We start from the raw sequence: 19,102 nt of genomic DNA on the forward strand, positions 1-19,102 counted from the left end.
ACACCATAAAATGTTAAATACTGACACAATATACAACGTAAAGAATCAGAGAAAAGTTAAATGAAAAAAAAATCCTGAGTAATCAAACTCAGGATTTTATATATTTAAATGTTAAATACTTATTTATTCGCCATGTAAAAACGCCTGTCTATTCAACAAGGTTTCTTCATCTTCGACGTGATTATCATCTGGTACACAACAATCTACAGGACATACAGCAGCACATTGAGGTTCATCATGAAACCCTTTACACTCTGTACATTTTCCCGGAACGATATAATATACTTCGTCAGAAATTGGAGTTTGAGCATCATCTGCATCAACTTCAGTCCCGTCAGGTAAAATTATTTTTCCCGAAAGTCTGGTTCCATCTTTATATCTCCAATCATCAGCGCCTTCATAAATTGCTGTATTTGGGCACTCTGGTTCACAAGCCCCACAGTTTATGCATTCGTCAGTAATAATTATTGCCATTTGTTTTTAGTCTTAAAGTTAAAAGTCTTAAGGTTACAAGCCAAACAAACAAAAGACATTTTTCTTTTGACCTGATGACTTTTGACTTTCGACTTATTTATGCTTATTTTTGTGCAAAATTACAATCAAAACTCTTCATAAACAAACATTATGACATTAGAAACAAAAAAAAGTATTTTTGTTGAATTAGGAAAATTTTTAAAACAATTTTCTGAAAAGGATACAATTAAAAAATCGGATGTTTTACATAACGATTTATTTTTTGATGATTTCGAAAAACTGATACATTTATCACAATCTCATAATGGCTGGTATACGCCTGAACAAGTGTATTTTGCAATTAAATCATGGGCAGATGCGCTGACTGAAGAAAACATTGATAAATGGCTTTCAAAATATTCAGCTGATTTTTCTCAGAATAACAGAAAAGAAAAAACTGTTGCTTTAATATTAGCAGGAAATATTCCGTTAGTGGGTTTTCATGACTTTTTATCCGTATTAATTACCGGCAATAAAGCCTTAATAAAAACTTCGTCTAACGATCAGCATTTGTTGCCATTTTTGGCCAAATATTTAATTGCTGTTGATGAAAGCTTAAAAGATAAGATCACTTTCGTGGAAGGCAAACTGGAAAATTTTGATACCGTAATCGCCACCGGAAGCAATAATACAGCCCGTTATTTCGAATATTATTTTAAAGACAAACCTTCGATCATTCGAAAAAACAGAAATTCGGCTGCCGTTTTAAACGGAAAAGAAACCAAAGAAGAATTAGAAGCTTTGGGCGAAGATATTTTTAGATATTTTGGATTGGGATGCCGCAATGTTTCGAAACTTTTTGTTCCGAAAGACTATTCGTTCGTTGCTTTTTTTGAAACTATTTTTAAATATCAGGACGTTATTCATTACGAGAAATACGCTAATAATTACGATTATAATAAAGCCGTATTTTTAATGAGTAATTTCAAATTATTGGATAATGGCTTTTTGACCCTAAAAGAAGATCCAAGCTACGCCTCGCCTATTTCGAGTGTTTTTTACGAATTCTACGAAAATATCGAAGATTTGCAAATGCGTCTTCAGGCTGATGCTGAACAAATTCAGTGCATCGTGAGCAATGATTTAATCGAAAATAGTATCCCATTTGGACAGACTCAAAATCCTCAATTGTGGGATTATGCAGATAACATAGATACTATAACGTTTTTGTTAACAACAAAGTAAAAATATGTTTAATTATTTCGAATAATTTATCGCTTTTTCAGCTCCTATTGCCGAAATTTGCGTCTTTAAAATTTTCGACTATTAACAAAAACCATGAAAAAACACAACTACAGCGCAGGACCAAGTATTTTACCTCAGGAAGTTTTTGAGAAAGCATCAAAAGCAGTTTTAAACTTTAACGATTCAGGATTATCGATTCTTGAAATCTCCCACCGAAGCAAAGATTTCGTTGCAGTTATGGATGAAGCCCGTTCCCTTGCTTTAGAATTATTAGGACTTCAGGGAAAAGGATATCAAGCCTTATTTTTGCAAGGTGGTGCAAGTACTGCATTCTTGATGGCTCCTTATAATTTAATGAAAGAAAACGGAAAAGCTGCGTATTTAGATTCAGGAACCTGGGCAACTGCCGCTATAAAAGAAGCAAAATATTTTGGAGAAACTGTTGTTGTAGCTTCTTCAAAAGAAGAAAATTACAACCATATTCCAAAAGGTTATACCATACCAAGTGATGCTGATTATTTTCACTGTACAAGTAACAATACCATTTTTGGAACTCAAATGAAAGAATTCCCAACAACAAATGTACCTGTTGTTTGCGATATGAGTTCTGATATTTTTTCCCGCAATTTAGATTTTTCTAAATTTGATTTAATCTACGCCGGTGCTCAAAAAAATATGGGCCCTGCCGGAACAACTCTTGTTGTTATTAAAGAAGAAATCTTAGAGAAAAACGGAAGAACGATCCCAAGTATGTTAGATTATGCTAAACATATTAAAGCAGAAAGTATGTATAATACGCCGCCTGTTTTTGCTGTTTACGTTTCGTTATTGACCTTACAATGGATTAAAGAAAAAGGCGGAATTGCTGCTGTTGAGAAATTAAACGACGCAAAAGCTGATTTACTTTATACTGAAATCGACAGAAACCCATTATTTAAAGGTGCTGCAGCGGTTGAAGATCGTTCTAAAATGAATGTGACTTTCTTATTAAACAATGCTGATCATACAGAAACGTTTGACGCATTATGGAAAGCTGCAGGAATTTCAGGATTGCCAGGACACCGTTCTGTGGGTGGTTACAGAGCTTCTATTTACAATGCTATGCCTATCGAAAGTGTTCAGGTATTGGTTGATGTAATGAAAGCTTTGGAAACAAAGATTTAAAAATTATAATATTGAATGATTTAAAGATTTTCTTTAGCAATCATTCTATTTATTCAAAATCCAGATTGAATATTTAAATAATTAAATTTTTCAATCTTTAAATATCAAAAAAAATGAAAGTATTAGCAAATGACGGAATTTCTAAAAGTGGAATTCTTGCTTTAGAAAAAGGTGGATTTGAAGTTATAACTACAAAAGTAGCTCAGGAACAAGTAGCTAATTTTGTGAATGAAAATAATGTAGACGTAGTTTTAGTGCGTAGCGCAACTAAAGTTCGTAAAGATATTATCGATGCTTGCCCGGGACTTAAAATTATTGGCCGTGGTGGTGTTGGTATGGATAATATTGATGTTGATTATGCTAAAAGCAAAGGAATTCACGTAATTAATACGCCGGCTTCATCATCAGAATCTGTTGCTGAACTGGTATTTGGACACTTATTTTCTGGTGTTCGTTTCTTACATGATTCTAACAGAAATATGCCTCTTGAAGGAGATTCAAACTTTGACGGTTTGAAAAAAGCATATGCAAACGGAGTTGAATTAAGAGGAAAAACTTTAGGAATTGTTGGTATTGGACGTATCGGGCAAGCTACTGCAAAAATGGCGCTTGGTTTAGGTATGAAAGTGATCGCTGCAGATAGTTTTATTCCGAAAGTAGATATTAAAGTGGAATTTTTTGATGGGCAGTCAATTACTACAACAATCGAATCTCAATCATTAGAATCTTTATTTAAAGAAGCTGATTTCATTACATTACACGTTCCTGCTCAGGATGGTTACATCATTGGTGAGAAAGAATTTGAAATCATGAAAGATGGTGTAGGAATCGTAAACTGTGCTCGTGGCGGTGTTATCGATGAAGTGGCTTTAGTTAAAGCTTTAGATTCTGGAAAAGTTGCTTTTGCAGGTTTAGACGTTTTTGAAAGCGAACCAAAACCAGAAATGGCAATCTTGATGCATACTAAAATTTCACTGACTCCGCACATTGGAGCTGCAACTAACGAAGCACAGGACAGAATTGGAACAGAATTGGCTTCACAAATTATTACTTTGTTGAGCTAAGTAAATAAAAAAAGAGTAACTTTAGAGGGATTTATTACAAATTTGTAGTAAATCCCTTTCTTTTTGTGTAAATTTGTCGTCTAATTTAAATCTAAGATTATGTTTGAACAATTAACCCAATTAGTGCAGCAATACGGAGGTAGCGCTGTGGTAAATAACGCTGCTGTCCCAAATGAACATAATGAAGCCGTGATAAGCGAAACAAGCAATTCTATATTTGCAGGATTGCAAAAAATTGCTTCAGAAGGCGGTGGTGAACAGCTTGCCAGTTTATTTAGCGGCAAATCTTCTATAGACAGTTCTAATCCTGTTGTGCAGCAAATTACACAACAATTAACAGGAAGTCTTGGAGAAAAATTTGGATTAAGCAGCGGTGCAGCTTCCGGAGTTGCAGCAAGCATGATTCCGCAAATTTTAAGTTCTCTTGTAACCAAAGCAAAAGATCCAAACGATAGCAGTTTCAACATTACAGATATCATAAGTTCCATTTCCGGGAATGGCGGACAAGCATCCGGAATTATGGATACGATTTCTAAATACGGAATGCAATTTGGCTTAGACCAAAACGCTGACGGAAAAGTAGATGTAGCCGATGTTCTTGTAGTAACCAAAACCAAAGGCGGAATTGCCGGATTTATTGGAAAATTGTTTGGAAGCAAGTAAATAAGGTTCTAAGTTGCTAAGACTCTAAGTTTCTAAGTTTTTTTTTAGCAGCTTTAATAAATATTAAAAGCCGTTTGCTTTATGTAAACGGCTTTATTATTGTCGAATATAAGTCTCAGAAACATAGATTCTCAGAACTTTACAGTTTGTTTTAAAAAAAATATTTTGTAACTTTAAAGGTGAAAATAAAAGTCATGAAAAAATGTTTCTGCATATTAATCCTTTTGTTTACAATAATAGCTTGTTCTACTGCATCAAAAAACAGTAGTGCAATAAATCCTGTTGCTGCGCCAAAAGTTGCTGTAAATGATACAGTAAGAATTGCAAACGATTCCCTGGAATATGAAGTGATTATTATTGATAACGGTTTTAGCACCTGGTTAAATACAAGAGCGCTTCCCAGAAATTATTACGGACTAAACTATCTTGAAACTAAAAATCAGTTTTACGTAACCGAATGGAACATCAGAGCTTCGCAGCCACAACGTTACAACCCAAATTTATATGAAATGCAAATTGATTACAGCCCGTTTATTCATTACGGATACGAAGTAAATTACCTTATTTATAACTATATGATTTATTTTCAAAATACATACAAACAAAAGCTTGGGGGATATGTTCCTAACCGATAATCTTGTTATATTTGTAATCGTTATAAATAGATAATGAATAAACTAAAAGAGCGTTGGGGCATTACCTCAAATCTACAAGCCATAATTATAATTGTTGTTTTTGCCATCACCGGATCGGCATCTGCATGGCTGTCTAAACCTTTTTGTGTGTTTTTAGGCATCACCAAAGAAGATTTTGGCGGATGGTTTACTTTAATCCGTTTATTGATTATTTTTCCAATTTATCAGGTTTTATTGGTGGCTATAGGAACTGTTTTTGGACAATTTCGATTCTTTTGGAATTTTGAAAAGAAAATGCTCAAAAATATGGGACTTGGTTTCCTGTTTAAAGATTAGATTTCCTTATTACTTTTTTGAAAATAATACGTGTAAATCCACGTAAGTGTAAATGACGGAATTATATCCGTAAAAGGCAATACTTCTTCAACAAAGGTTAAAATACTGGCCACTCTCCCCACTCTTCCTTTATACATTCTGGTCATTATAAAAGCTGCAACCGGCGCCCAGATTACATCTGAGAATTCTCCCAAAAACGGAATCGTAAAGGATATCATTCCAATTCCATCCAGCAGCAAACCCAAAAGGAGTTTTCTGGTTCTGTCATCTTCGTTTATTACTTTCACTTCCTGCATTTTCATTTCAATTTAGATATTATTCGAATTTATAAAGAATTGATTAAAAGAAACTTATTTCTTAGCTTAAATTTCTTTCTTAATTTCCATATCAATAAATATACCGATTTGAATTTTAGATTTTAGACTTAAGATTTTAGATGCACTATTGTCCTCCTGAGCGAAGTCGAAGGATTAATCACAACGTTTGGAATTTCAGATTTAAATCTCGGAATTTTAAAAAATTGTAATTTGATTCTAATCAGAATCTTTGTTTCTTTGTAAAAACAGTTTCAAATGATACACGCAAAAAATATACATAAATTCTACGACCAGCTTGAAGTTTTAAAAGGAGTTGATTTACATATTAAAAAAGGCGAAATTGTTTCGATTGTTGGCGCTTCCGGTGCCGGAAAAACAACATTATTGCAAATTTTAGGAACGCTTGATAAACCTTCAAAATCAGAAACAGAAACTTCATTGACCATAAATGGAGAAAATATTCTGAGTTTTAATGATAAAGCCTTATCAAAATTCAGAAATTTAAATTTAGGTTTCATATTTCAGTTTCATCAGCTTTTACCTGAATTTACCGCTCTGGAAAATGTTTGTATTCCTGCTTATATTGCCGGTAAAAAACCAGCTGAAACAGAAGCCGAAGCTAAAAAATTATTGACTTATTTAGGACTTTCCCATAGAATCAATCATAAACCAAACGAACTTTCGGGCGGAGAACAACAGCGTGTTGCCGTTGCCAGAGCTTTAATCAATAAACCGGATGTTATTTTTGCCGATGAACCTTCAGGAAATCTCGACACACATTCTGCCGAAAATTTACACCAATTGTTTTTCCAGCTTCGCGATGAATTCGGTCAGACTTTTGTAATTGTAACGCATAATGAAGAATTGGCCAATATGGCGGATAGAAAGCTGGTAATGGTCGATGGATTAATTAGTACTAATTAGGAGCTATTTCCTGCTGTTCCTTCCAAACGAAGTTCACTGAACTCCGATTAAAATAAATATAAAGGATTTTCCCTCCCGTCAGGATTATGGCACTCGAATAATAAGAACATTCATTTAAAATGAACCAAAAAGAACTCAAAGACTTCCTTGACGAAAAAGTCATTCAATATAATAATCAGGATTTTATCGAAAGTGATCCCGTACAGATTCCGCATTTGTTTTCTCAAAAAGAAGATATTGAAATTGCCGGTTTTTTAAGCGCTACAATTGCATGGGGAAACCGTAAAATGATTATCAAAAACTCACATCAAATGATGGAATTAATGGGAAATACGCCTTATGATTTTGTCATGTCGCATTCTGATGAGGATTTAGAACGATTAGAAAATTTTGTCCATCGTACTTTCAACGGAAAAGATTTTGGCGGTTTCATAAAAGGATTACAGCATATTTATAAAAATCATAATGGTCTGGAAGCTGTCTTTTCTAAAAATCAAGAAAATAATAGTTTGCAAAAAAGCATTCACGAATTCAAAAAGTTATTTTTCGAAATCGATCATTTGCCACGAACCCAAAAGCACATTTCAGATCCTTTGAATAATTCGGCAGCAAAAAGAATTAATATGTATTTGCGATGGATGGTTCGTCAGGATGCAAAAGGCGTAGATTTGGGAATCTGGAAAACCATTTCTCCTGCATTATTATCGTGTCCGTTAGATGTACATTCTGGAAATGTTGCCCGAAAATTAGGCATTCTTACCCGAAAACAAAATGACGGAAAAGCTTTGGCCGAATTAGATTTAAAACTTCGAGAAATGGATGCAGAAGATCCTGTAAAATACGATTTTGCACTTTTTGGATTGGGTGTTTTTGAAGGATTTTAGCTACAAAAAATAAAAATACATTTAGCTTTTCTCCTTTTATTTTCGTAATTTTACCATATAAAAGCCTTTGTATGGAACATTATATAGGAGATTTAAAATATTATGTAATTCCGTCATTTTTAATTATAGCGCTGTCTTTAGCCGTACTTTTAATACTAAACAGAGTCTATTATCAATACAATTTGCCTTATAGACATCGTATTATTCGCAAATCCGAAAAGTTTTTAACTGAAATTACGTTATCAAAACCAGATAAAAATACCTTAAAATACAAAATAGCAAAATTCAAATCTGAAATCCCGATACATCGTTCCTGGTGCAAAGAAATGCTCATTGATGACATGATCAGGATGAAAAGCAATTTGAAAGGAAAAACGGCCAAAAACATTCTTGTTATTTACAAACAGCTGAATTTAAATCATTATTCGGCCAGATTAATTCGTGACTTTAGAAAATATAAAAAATACGAAGGCATCTATCATTTTCAGGCTTTGGGATACAAACCCGGAGTTTCGCTTATAAAAAAATACTTATTTCATCCCAACAAAATAATTCGTTCAAACGCTAATATTGCTTATTTGGCGTTAACTAAAGGAGATTGGCAGGCCATTGACAAACTTCCAATTAAAATTTCCATCATTACAACAATAAAAGTGATGGACGTATTGCATGCAGAAAAAATACCAATGCCTCCGGAAATAGACCTTTGGATAGCATCTAAAAGTCCGACAATTTTGAAATTGGCCGTTATGACAATGGTTTTTTATAATTACAGAAACAAAGCCGCCGAAATAATAAAACTGCTGCACCATGAAGATAAAGCCTTAAAAATTGATATTATAATTGCCATTCGGGATCTTTATTTAGATGAAGCCGAAGATGAATTACTGTCTTTATTCTACAGCGAAAGCATCGAAATTCAATTAAAAATGCTAGAAGCGCTTGCCGTAATTGGTTCTGAGAAAACAATTGAATTTTTAAAATCCGAAATTGCTAAACAGGAATTCAAAGATCTAAAACTTCAAATGGTTTGTTCTTTAAACAGTCTGGATCCGGATGCTTTGGATTTCTTAGGAACGCAAGATGCAGACACTCAAAAAATGATTAATCACACTAGAAAATTACAATTATGATGCACGATTTTCTATCTTACCTTATTCGTGTTTATGATGTTTTTATAGCGATCTTTTCGTTGGGCTATCTGTTGTTTTATGTTATGCTTTCGATTTTATCTTATTGGGCCATTATAAAACATTTAAAATATCAGAAATATTTAGAAGAAGAAGTTTTAATTCGTTCGAATCATATTCTGGGCGTTTCAATCGTTGCTCCCGCTTTTAATGAAGGGGTAAATATTGTCTACAATCTAAAATCATTACTTTCGTTAACCTACCCGAAATATGAAATTATCATTGTAAACGACGGAAGCACCGATGATACTTTAGAGAAATTAATCGCCGAATTTAGCCTGGTCAAAATCGACTTTTATTATCAGGAAAAAATCATCACACAACCAGTTCGCGGACATTATAAATCTACAAATCCGGTATATTCTAAATTACTTATCGTCGATAAAGTAAACGGAAAAAGCAAAGCTGATGCCTCAAATGCCGGCATAAATTCATCGCAATATCCGTTGTTTTTATGTACCGATGTTGATTGTATTTTAAAAAGAGACACCATCTTAAAACTCGCAAAACCATTTATGGAAAACGAAACCCGCATTATTGCAAGCGGCGCCGGAATCAGGATTTCGAATTCGTGCGATATAAAAGAAGGTTTTTTGCATAAAGTTCATTATCCAAAAGAATGGTATCCGCGGTTTCAGGAATTAGAATATGTGCGTTCTTTTTTATTTGGAAGAATGGCCTGGAGTCAAATAAACGGCTTGCTTTTGGTTTCTGGCGGACTCGGAATGTTTGATAAGGATATTGTTATAAAAGCCGGTGGATATTGGCATCAGTCTTTGGGCGAAGACATGGAACTTATTACCCGAATGCGAAAATACATGTACGATACAAACGAAAAATTCCTGATTAAATATATTCCTGAATCGCTTTGCTGGACAGAAGTACCAAGTACGAGAGAAATATTTTTGCGACAGCGCATTCGTTGGGCAAGAGGATTGATTCAAACGCTTTATTTACATCGAAAAATGTTTTTAAATCCGAAATACGGACAAACAGCATTTTTAGTTTTGCCGTTCTTTTTCAGTTTTGAATTTCTGGTGCCAATTATTGAGTCTATTGGAATTATCACTTTAATTTCAAGCTTTATTTTTGGATTAATAGATTTTCAATATCTGTTGATTGTAAGTGCTTTTGTATACTTATTTTATCTCTCAATAACCATTATATCCATTTTTATTGATGAAATATTATATAAAAGTTATGCCAATTATAAAGAACTCATTACACTTATTGGCATGGCTATTATTGAGCCTTTTGTGTTTCATCCCATAACGGTTTATGCTTCATTAAAAGGATATTGGCAATTTTTTACAAAAAAAGAACAAAAATGGGGCGTTATGGTTCGTAAAGGTTTTGATACACCAAATAAAAAATAATTTGATGATGAATTACGCTAAAACTTTAAATATAGCCAAATTAATTTTCTGCTTTTTTATATGCTGCAATCAAAATATAAAAGCGCAAAAAATAGATACTGATAGTCTTTTAAATGTTGTAATTAAAGACATGAAAAATATCCGGCCCAATTACAAACTTAATATTGAGAGATCATTATTAGGCAAAAAACTGGCGCCTGAGTATCTCGATTTTTATTTGGTTTTAGGCCGTAATTATGATTTAACCAAAGTAAAAGACAGCGCCAGATATTATTATAATTATGTAATTGATAAAAATCCAAGATACGAAGACGCTTTTCTATATCTGATCAATATGGATTTAGAGGATAAAAACTACGATGAAGCGCTAACTTTAACCCATAAAGCCATTGCATTATATCCGGATAACAAAACGTTCCGGCTTAAGAGAATTGCGATTTATGCACTTCAAAACGACACGCAAAATGAGGCAAAATATCTTAAATCTATCAGGGCCAAATTTCCGCATGATGCCGATATTGAGCAGCGTCTTTTTGCCTTATATTCCCAAACAAATATCGACAGGATTGGCGCATATTATAACGTAACAGCAATTGATCGCAAGGGTGTTGGTCCGTGGCATTTGGCGAGTGTCGATTATATGCGGCAGCGCACATGGGGAAGTTTGATTGGAAGGGTGAGTTATGCTAAACGTCTTTCGTCTAGTTTAGTACAAGCGAGCGGTCTTCAGTTTGAAGTGGAATCTTACCTTTTTGCCAAAAAAAATAATTATTCGTATCTTGATATCGCTTACAGCCAGGATGATGCTTTTCCGGAATGGAGATTGGGATATTCTTATTTTCATAATTTTAGTAAAGGATGGGAAGCTGATTTAGGAGTACGTTATATTAAAATGCAGGATAACAGCGATTTAAAAACATTAAATATCGGACTCGGAAAATACTTTGGATCGTATTGGATTAATTTGAGGTCTTATATTCAAAAAGACAGTCCTTCATTTACGCTGACATCCCGATATTATTACAAAACAAAATTTGATTATGTAACCTTAATTGCAGGTTACGGAACTTCGCCGGACGACAGAACAAGATCTGCAGAATACAATACCAGAATGTCTTTAAGATCGTATAGAATTAGTGGCGGATTTTATAAATTGATAAAAAACCATTATATTTTTGGAGTTCTCATAACGGATAATGAACAGGAATATACGGCAGATAAATTTCAAACCGAATTGGATTTTGCCTTTTTACTTCAGTATAAATTTTAAAAAATAACATGAAAAAAAAGCAATCCATATATTTTCAACTTCTCTTTTTTCTCTTGTTTAGCTTCAATATGATGGCACAATCTGAAATTATTATATCCGATAAAAACAACATAATTGCGAGTTCTGAAAGTACTCAGGAAGCTGCAAAAATCCTAAAGACTTATTTGGATAAAGCTTTTTCGAAATCCTTTCAGATTGAATCAAAAAGTAAAAACATCTCATCTGAAATAGTTTTAGAAATTTCAAATACGGAAAAACTAAAACCAAATGAATTTATCATTAAATCCGATTCAAAATCGATTTATTTAATGGCGCCAAATCAAAAATACCTGCGTTATGCCGTTTATACTTTATTGGAGATTTGGGAGTTTAGAAAATTCACTGCTTCAGAAACATATATTCCTAAAATAACGCAGCTTTCATTTGCACAAAATTCCAAAAAATTATACCAGCCTTCGTTTGATTACAGAGCTTTATTTTATCCTGATTGTTATGATGAATCTTTTAGGGATTGGCACAAACTCGATTGGCAGGTTGATGATTTTGCCAATTGGGGACATTCTTTTAGCACTTTGGTTCCTGCAAAAGAATATTTTAAAAGTAATCCAAAACTTTTTGCTTTATATCAAGGCGAACGAAATACAGAATCTTTGTGCATGACAAATGACACTGTCGTGGATTTAGTCGAGAAAAAAATGACCCAAATTATTGCCAAAAATCCCAATGCGCAATTTTATTCGGTAAGCCAAAACGACGATGTTGTGTATTGTGAATGTGCCGAATGCCGAAAATTAAACGAGAAATATGGCGGTCCGCAAGGCTCTTTATATTATTTTCTGAATAAAATTGCGGCTCATTTTCCGAAAACAAAAATTACAACTCTCGCCTATCTTCACACGTTTAAACCTCCGGTAAATTTAAAAATAGCGCCTAATATTTACACTATTTTTTGTCCGATTGAATTAAACCGGGGAAAAGCAATTACGCCACAAAATGCATCTTCATTTGTAAAAATACTCGGAAACTGGAGCGCAACTTCGCCCCATTTATTTCTTTGGGATTACACCGTGCAGTTTTCTAATTATATGTCGCCTTTTCCAAATTTGGAAGCTTTTCAGAGCAATTATAAACTCTTTCAAAAAAACAAGGTAAAAGGATTATTTGTACAGGGATATGCAGATATTCCCGGAGATTTATCTGAATTGAGGCAATATCTTTTGGCTAAATTATTATGGAATACAGATATTGATATTGAAGCCGTAAAAGCAGATTTTCTTAGAGGATTTTACGGAAAAGCAGCGCCATTTGTAAATGATTATTTAAATCTTTTAGCAGAATATCAAACCAAAAGCAATGCGAATTTAGATATTTATTCTGGTCCGGTTCAAGCCCGAAATACTTTTCTAACGCCTGAAGCGATGAATCAATACGATCAATTATTAGAGAAAGCTTCTGATGCTATTGAAAATGATCCGGTTTTAAATTTACGGGTTCAAAAATTACGTTTGGCATTGGAATATGTGTTTTTTGAACAATCGAAATTTTACGGGAAAAACCAACACGGAATGTTTGTCGTAAATAATAAAGGTGAAAAAGAAGTTCGAGAAGGTTTGACCGAAAGAGTCCTGAAATTTACAAAATCCTGTAATAATCTGGGAATTTATGAGTTAAGTGAAGACGGGCTTTCTCCGGATAATTATTATAAGGAATGGCTGGAAATCTGCAAAAACACAACCACGCATTTAGGAGAAGATTTGAAGGTGAATTTTATAACAGAACCTTCGAGTGATTTTAAAGGAAAAGGAAGTTATAGTCTGGTCGATGGAAACAGAGGTTACAAAGATTTTAATATAAACTGGATTGGCTGGTATGAAAACAATGCGGAAATTGAGATTGAAACGAAAAATACAGATTTTAATACTTTAAAAATAAATTTTCTGAATGATCAGCGGCATTGGATTTTTTTTCCAAAGAAAATAAAAATCTACGGCTTTAAGGATCAGAAATGGAAACTTTTGCAAGAGAAAAATTGTGATCTTTTAACAGAAAGCTATGAAAATACAACAAAATCATGGGAATTTTTAGATACAGACTTCCCTAGTTTTGTCAGGATAAAAGTTGTCGTAGAAAACCAAACAGAATTGCCGGTTTGGAGAAAACGAAAAAATAAAAAACCAATGGTAATGCTGGATGAAATTGAATTATATAAAAAATAAAAATGGCAAATGAACACCAGTGACAAAAAAATCATGATCATCGATAATGATGAAATGACGATTGAGATTCTAAAATTCATTCTTAAAAAAGAAGGTTATAAAATAAGTATAGCAAAAAATGGTATTAATGCCATAGACAGAATGCCAACCATTATGCCTGATCTGGTTATTACAACGATAATTATTCCGCTAAAATCCGGACTGGAAATTATCAGTCATATTAAAGAAAATTATAAAGATATTCGCGTTATTGCGCTTTCATCACTTGGCGAAGAAGAAAATACGGTTGAAGAAGCGTTTGAATTAGGCGTTGATGATTTTATTGCAAAACCCTTTAACCCAAACGAACTTTTATTGCGAATAAAACGATTATTATAGCATTTCGAGTGTTGTTTTTGAGAAAAACGAATACCTAATTCTAGCGTAATTTATAAGAAACACCAATTTTTCAGCTATTTATAGCTATCTTTGCACAAAATTTAATGCAAATGAGCACTTTCGAAAAATTCAATCTTCCAAAATCACTACAAAAAGCAATCGACGAATTAGGATTTGTTACGCCTACTCCTATTCAGGAAAAATCCTTTTCAGTGATTATGTCTGGACGAGATATGATGGGAATTGCGCAAACCGGTACCGGTAAAACATTTGCCTATTTATTGCCTCTTTTAAAATTATACAAATTTACACCTACCAATACACCTAAAATTGTAATTCTGGTTCCAACTCGTGAATTAGTCGTTCAGGTTGTTGAAGAAATCGAGAAATTAACCAAATACATGTCTGTTAAAACACTTGGCATTTTTGGTGGGGTAAACATCAATACACAAAAAAAAGCGGTTTACGAAGGAGTTGACGTTCTGGTTGGAACCCCTGGTAGAACAATGGATTTAGCGCTTGATGCTGTAATTCGTTTTGATGAAACTCAAAAATTAGTTATTGATGAGTTTGATGAAATGCTAAATTTGGGTTTCCGTACGCAATTAACAGCACTTTTGGCAATGATGAAAGCCAAACGTCAAAACATATTATTCTCTGCAACAATGACCGATGAAGTTGATGCAGTTTTGAATGACTTTTTTGATTTTCCGGAAGAAGTTACACTTGCCGCTTCAGGAACTCCGCTTGAAAATATTACTCAAATTACTTATAATGTTCCAAACTTTAATACAAAAGTAAATCTGTTAAAACATTTATTAGAAACAAACGAAAGCATGGAACGTGTTTTGGTTTTTGTGAATAATAAAAAGATTTCGGACATGCTTCACACCAGAATCGAAGAAAATTTTGAAGGTCAGTTTGGAGTAATTCACTCCAATAAATCTCAAAATTACCGTTTGAGCACCATGGCAGAATTCCAGGAAGGAAATCTTCGTGGTTTGATTACGACAGATATTATGGCGAGAGGTTTGGATATTTCGAACATCTCTCACGTTATCAACTTTGAGCTTCCCGAATTTCCTGAATTATACATGCACAGAATTGGTCGTACAGGTCGTGCAGATGCTACAGGAACTGCAATAAGTTTTATCACGCCACGTGAAGAAGAATTTAAAGTAGAAGTAGAAGTTTTAATGAATCAGGAACTTGAAATTGCTGAATTTCCTGAAGAAGTTGAAGTTTCATCAAAATTAATCGAGCCTGAAAAAGACAAACAGCCTATTAAGTTTTTAATGAAAAAGCAAACCCTAAAAGGTGACGGTGCTTTTCATGAAAAAGATAAAAAGAATAAAAAAGTAAACCTTGGAGGACCTTCTAAAACCAAGAAAAAAACCCACGGCTCTGTCAATCGAAACATGTTAAAAACGAGAGACAAGAAGAGAAAAGATAAGAATAAATAGTTTTTTTTAAGGCTCAAAGGTTCAGAGGAACAAAGGTTCAGAGGAACAAAGGTTCAAAGTATAAAAGAAGGCTCAAAAATGTAGAATTAAGTTTAATAACTTGAATACATTTTTGAGCCTTCTTTTTATCTTATAAACTTTTGTCTATATAAAAAACTTTGAGCCTATGTTGCTTTGTTCCTATGCATCTTTAAACTAAATTTTCGTAAAAACCAATCCAACCGGTGAACACAATTCGATTCTTTTTGTGGTATCAGTAAGTTTTCCAGTCGTTTTATCTCTTTTAAAAATAACAATGTCATTGGTGTATTGATGTCCAACTAAAAGATAATTTCCTGTTGGGTCAATGGCAAAATCTCTTGGGCCTTTTCCTAAAGTACTTACTTGTTCTACCAATTCAATTTTTCCGTTTTTAAGGATTTTATAAACTGAAATATTATTAGCATCCACACGATCAGTTACATATAAAAAGTTTCCGTCAGGCGAAATTTTTATAGCTGCCGCACCAGTTCCTCCTTTAAAATCTTTTGCAAGAATACTGGTTTCTGCAATTAGTTTTAAACTTCCTGATTTATCATAACTAAAAGTCGTTAAAGTAGCATCTAATTCCTGAATCAAATACACAAATTTACCGTCTTTACTGAATGTTAAATGTCTCGGGCCGCTTCCTGCTTTTACATCTACGCTACCTTTTAAAGTCAGCATTTCATTCTTAGAATTTGGATTGTATTTATAAATAAAAACCTTATCCAGGCCTAAATCATTAGACAGCACAAACTTTTTATCCGGCGAAAAACAAACCATATGAACGTGTGCTTTTTCCTGACGCGCTACATTTGGTCCTTTTCCTTCATGCTGAATTATTTGTTGTACAGGCGTAATACTTCCGTTTGGGCTTTTCTTGAAAACAACAAGACTTCCGCCTGAATAATTCGCCACGATAACATTTTTATCGTCGTTAATCAGGTGACAAGGATCGGCTCCTAAAGCATCATTTTTATTTAAAAAAGTAACTTTTCCTGATTTTGCATTATATCCAAAAGCACTTACCGTACTTTGAGTCCCGTTTTCGTTTACGGCATAAATAAATTTATTATCGGCAGAAACGGATAAATAACTTGGGCTCACCACATTTTCAGAAGAATTCTTGAATTTAAAATCACCAGAATTAGCATCGAATTCATAAACGTAAATTCCTTTACTCTGACAAGTATTGGTATAAGTTCCTATCAATAAATTAAATTTATTCTGGGCCTGAGAAGTTGTAAAAGCTAAAGCTGAAAAAAGCAGCATATATAATCTTTTCATAAGTTTAAAATGTTTTTTGAATCTGCTAAAATACTCAATATTATCAATAGAAATTAAAAATTTTGTTACAAATGAATTGCCAATAGTTACATTTTTCAAACCTATTTTCAGTAATATTTAAACCATATAAGTGATATAAGTTCATTTAATTTTGCCTAACTGCAATCTTACTTATAATCTCTTACATTACTTATTTGGTTTGACTAAAAATTTGTATTTTTGACCAGCATCTTCACGAAAAATCAAACGTAGTGAAGTAAACCCGAACTCATAATGCATTTTAAACAACCCGAAATTCTATACTTTCTGTTTTTATTGATTGTTCCAATTTTGGTTCATTTATTCCAATTACGTCGATTTAAAACTTCTTATTTTACGAATGTTCGTTTCTTAAAAGAACTTGTTGTTCAGACTCGTAAAAGCTCAAAAATTAAAAAAAGATTATTATTGGCAACACGTTTATTGTTGCTGACGTGTATTATTTTAGCTTTTGCACAGCCTTTTTTTGAAGCTAAAGACAGCAAAAATGCATCCAATGAAATGTATATCATTTTAGACAATTCATTTAGTATGCAGGCCAAAGGAAAAAAAGGGGAATTACTAAAACGTGCCGTTCAGGAATTATTAGAAAATACTCCGGAAACCGCTCCGTTTTCATTATTAACCAACACCGAAAATTACTGGAATACCGACATAAAATCATCAAAAAGCGCTTTACAAAACCTAAATTATAGTGCAACCCCATTTGAACTTTCGTCTATTATAGCAAAGATAAAAGCACATAAATCGGCACATAAAAAAGATATTGTTGTTATTACAGATGCTGTTGGTTTAACACAGAAAGATGTTGCAACTATTGATGCTGAAGAGAAACCTTATTTTATAATTCCGGAAGCTGAACAAAAAAATAACATTGCAATTGACAGCGTTTTCATCAATCAGACTTTAGAAAATTTTTACGAAATAAGTGTCAATTTATCAGCTTACGGAGATGATTTAAAACCAACTTCGATGGCATTGTACAATCAGAATAAACTAATTGCAAAAACAATTATCAATTTCGAAAACAAGAAAAAGAAAATCAATTTTACGATTCCAAAAGAAGCTTTTCACGGATATGTTTCTATTGAAGACAATGGTTTAACGTATGATAATAAGCTCTATTTTAGTATTTCGAAAACCAAAAAAACGAATGTTATCAGTATTGGAGAACCTGAAAAAAGCAATTTTTTATCCAGAATTTATACTCCCGCAGAATTTAATTATAACAATTATTCTATTAGCAGTTTAGATTATAATAGTTTAGAAAAACAAAACACCATTATTTTAAATGAATTGATTGAGATTCCGCAAGCTTTGCAAACTACTTTAAAAGCATTTGTATCAAAAGGTGGAAATTTAGTTCTAATTCCTTCTGAAAAGGCTTCAATTACAAATCTGAATACTTTTTTAGCCAATTTTGGTCAGCTTCAATTTAAAAATATTGAAAATAAAAGTAAGCAAATTACCAAAATAAATTTCGATCATCCTTTATTTTCGGGTGTTTTCGAGAATAAAATAACGAATTTTCAATATCCAAAAACAACTAATTCATTCATTATTTCAAGTCCATATCCTGCGGTTTTATCTTATGAAGATCAAAGTGTATTTGTAACTATGATTCAGAATCCGGTTTCTGGAATAACTGTTTTTTCTGCACCAATAAATGCAGAAAATTCAAACTTTCAGCAATCGCCTTTAATAGTGCCGTTGTTTTACAAAATGGCACAAAACAACCAAAAAACAGGCGTAAATGCATTAACAATTGGCAATAATAAACCCTATTTTGTAGATGCTTTATTAACTAAAGATGCTATTCTGGAAGTAAAAGGAAATGAAGATTCATTTATTCCGATTCAGCAAATATTGAATAATAAAGTAAAATTAACCTTCAATGATTTTCCTGAAACAGCAGGAAATTATAGTGTTTTTGATAAAAAGGAATGGGTTGAAAATCTGAGTTTCAATTACAAACGCAGCGAAAGCGATCTAAGTCAGGTTAATACCAGCGTAGTTTCTGATTTTAAAACGGCCGATACGATTTCGACCATTTTTAATACGCTACAAACTGAACGAACTGACAGTCAAATTTGGAAATGGTTTGTTATCTTTGCGCTGTTATTTTTAGCATTAGAAATGGCAATAATCAAGTTTGTAAAGTAAAGGTTAGTTTGCTT

General features: G+C 33.0%; 18 protein-coding genes. 15 read left to right on the plus strand and 3 right to left on the minus strand.

Annotated features, from left to right (window positions below; genetic code table 11):
• Window positions 1-123: 123 nt before the first annotated feature.
• Entirely contained in the window at window positions 124-474 is a 351-nt protein-coding gene (locus ACZ0AH_RS15250; RefSeq protein WP_463476650.1) for a 4Fe-4S dicluster domain-containing protein, read from the minus strand.
• Window positions 475-624: 150 nt separating this feature from the next.
• On the opposite strand from ACZ0AH_RS15250, the gene ACZ0AH_RS15255 reads away from it, so the two are divergent.
• From ACZ0AH_RS15255 to ACZ0AH_RS15280, 6 genes are all read left to right on the plus strand, one after another.
• On the plus strand, window positions 625-1,698 hold the full coding sequence (locus tag ACZ0AH_RS15255) for an acyl-CoA reductase (protein ID WP_463476651.1): 1,074 nt from the start codon (window positions 625-627) through the stop codon (window positions 1,696-1,698).
• A gap of 93 nt (window positions 1,699-1,791) precedes the next feature.
• On the plus strand, window positions 1,792-2,862 hold the full coding sequence (gene serC, locus ACZ0AH_RS15260; protein ID WP_463476652.1) for a 3-phosphoserine/phosphohydroxythreonine transaminase: 1,071 nt from the start codon (window positions 1,792-1,794) through the stop codon (window positions 2,860-2,862).
• A gap of 113 nt (window positions 2,863-2,975) precedes the next feature.
• The gene (locus ACZ0AH_RS15265) at window positions 2,976-3,926 is read left to right on the plus strand and encodes a D-2-hydroxyacid dehydrogenase (protein WP_463476653.1); all 951 of its coding nucleotides are present in this window, start codon (window positions 2,976-2,978) and stop codon (window positions 3,924-3,926) included.
• A gap of 99 nt (window positions 3,927-4,025) precedes the next feature.
• On the plus strand, window positions 4,026-4,589 hold the full coding sequence (locus ACZ0AH_RS15270; RefSeq protein ID WP_463476654.1) for a hypothetical protein: 564 nt from the start codon (window positions 4,026-4,028) through the stop codon (window positions 4,587-4,589).
• A 194-nt stretch (window positions 4,590-4,783) separates the two neighbouring features.
• Complete coding sequence (locus ACZ0AH_RS15275; protein WP_463476655.1) at window positions 4,784-5,224, plus strand: DUF6146 family protein; 441 nt, start codon at window positions 4,784-4,786, stop codon at window positions 5,222-5,224.
• A gap of 33 nt (window positions 5,225-5,257) precedes the next feature.
• Window positions 5,258-5,560, plus strand: a complete 303-nt coding sequence (locus tag ACZ0AH_RS15280; RefSeq protein ID WP_463476656.1) for a DUF6787 family protein — start codon at window positions 5,258-5,260, stop codon at window positions 5,558-5,560.
• Here ACZ0AH_RS15280 and ACZ0AH_RS15285 read toward each other — a convergent pair.
• On the minus strand, window positions 5,557-5,862 hold the full coding sequence (locus ACZ0AH_RS15285) for a hypothetical protein (RefSeq protein WP_463476657.1): 306 nt from the start codon (window positions 5,860-5,862) through the stop codon (window positions 5,557-5,559). The two genes, ACZ0AH_RS15280 and ACZ0AH_RS15285, sit on opposite strands and share 4 nt — an antisense overlap.
• 270 nt (window positions 5,863-6,132) lie before the next feature.
• On the opposite strand from ACZ0AH_RS15285, the gene ACZ0AH_RS15290 reads away from it, so the two are divergent.
• From ACZ0AH_RS15290 to ACZ0AH_RS15325, 8 genes are all read left to right on the plus strand, one after another.
• Window positions 6,133-6,801, plus strand: coding sequence for an ABC transporter ATP-binding protein (locus ACZ0AH_RS15290; RefSeq protein ID WP_463476658.1), 669 nt, complete (start codon window positions 6,133-6,135; stop codon window positions 6,799-6,801).
• A gap of 119 nt (window positions 6,802-6,920) precedes the next feature.
• Window positions 6,921-7,685 carry a TIGR02757 family protein gene (locus ACZ0AH_RS15295; RefSeq protein WP_463476659.1) on the plus strand — a complete coding sequence of 255 codons (765 nt, stop codon included), beginning with the start codon at window positions 6,921-6,923 and terminating at the stop codon, window positions 7,683-7,685.
• Window positions 7,686-7,756: 71 nt separating this feature from the next.
• A complete protein-coding gene (locus ACZ0AH_RS15300) occupies window positions 7,757-8,818 on the plus strand; it encodes a HEAT repeat domain-containing protein (RefSeq protein WP_463476660.1) in 1,062 nt (353 codons plus the stop codon).
• Window positions 8,815-10,251 (plus strand): glycosyltransferase family 2 protein, encoded by a 1,437-nt coding sequence (locus tag ACZ0AH_RS15305; protein WP_463476661.1) that lies wholly within the window; start codon window positions 8,815-8,817, stop codon window positions 10,249-10,251. The genes ACZ0AH_RS15300 and ACZ0AH_RS15305 overlap by 4 nt, the downstream gene beginning before the upstream one ends.
• Before the next feature lie 130 nt (window positions 10,252-10,381).
• Window positions 10,382-11,521, plus strand: coding sequence for a YaiO family outer membrane beta-barrel protein (locus tag ACZ0AH_RS15310; RefSeq protein ID WP_463476662.1), 1,140 nt, complete (start codon window positions 10,382-10,384; stop codon window positions 11,519-11,521).
• 8 nt (window positions 11,522-11,529) lie between these two features.
• Window positions 11,530-13,737: a DUF4838 domain-containing protein gene (locus ACZ0AH_RS15315; protein ID WP_463476663.1), complete on the plus strand. Its 2,208-nt coding sequence runs from the start codon at window positions 11,530-11,532 to the stop codon at window positions 13,735-13,737.
• 9 nt (window positions 13,738-13,746) lie between these two features.
• On the plus strand, window positions 13,747-14,115 hold the full coding sequence (locus ACZ0AH_RS15320; RefSeq protein ID WP_463476664.1) for a response regulator transcription factor: 369 nt from the start codon (window positions 13,747-13,749) through the stop codon (window positions 14,113-14,115).
• A 110-nt stretch (window positions 14,116-14,225) separates the two neighbouring features.
• Entirely contained in the window at window positions 14,226-15,578 is a 1,353-nt protein-coding gene (locus ACZ0AH_RS15325) for a DEAD/DEAH box helicase (RefSeq protein ID WP_463476665.1), read from the plus strand.
• Between the two features lie 195 nt (window positions 15,579-15,773).
• Here ACZ0AH_RS15325 and ACZ0AH_RS15330 read toward each other — a convergent pair whose 3' ends face one another.
• Complete coding sequence (locus ACZ0AH_RS15330) at window positions 15,774-16,886, minus strand: lactonase family protein (RefSeq protein WP_463476666.1); 1,113 nt, start codon at window positions 16,884-16,886, stop codon at window positions 15,774-15,776.
• Between the two features lie 273 nt (window positions 16,887-17,159).
• On the opposite strand from ACZ0AH_RS15330, the gene ACZ0AH_RS15335 reads away from it, so the two are divergent.
• Window positions 17,160-19,088: a BatA domain-containing protein gene (locus ACZ0AH_RS15335; protein WP_463476667.1), complete on the plus strand. Its 1,929-nt coding sequence runs from the start codon at window positions 17,160-17,162 to the stop codon at window positions 19,086-19,088.
• Window positions 19,089-19,102: the final 14 nt, after the last annotated feature.

It is taken from the genome of Flavobacterium sp. AC105 (assembly GCF_979258495.1).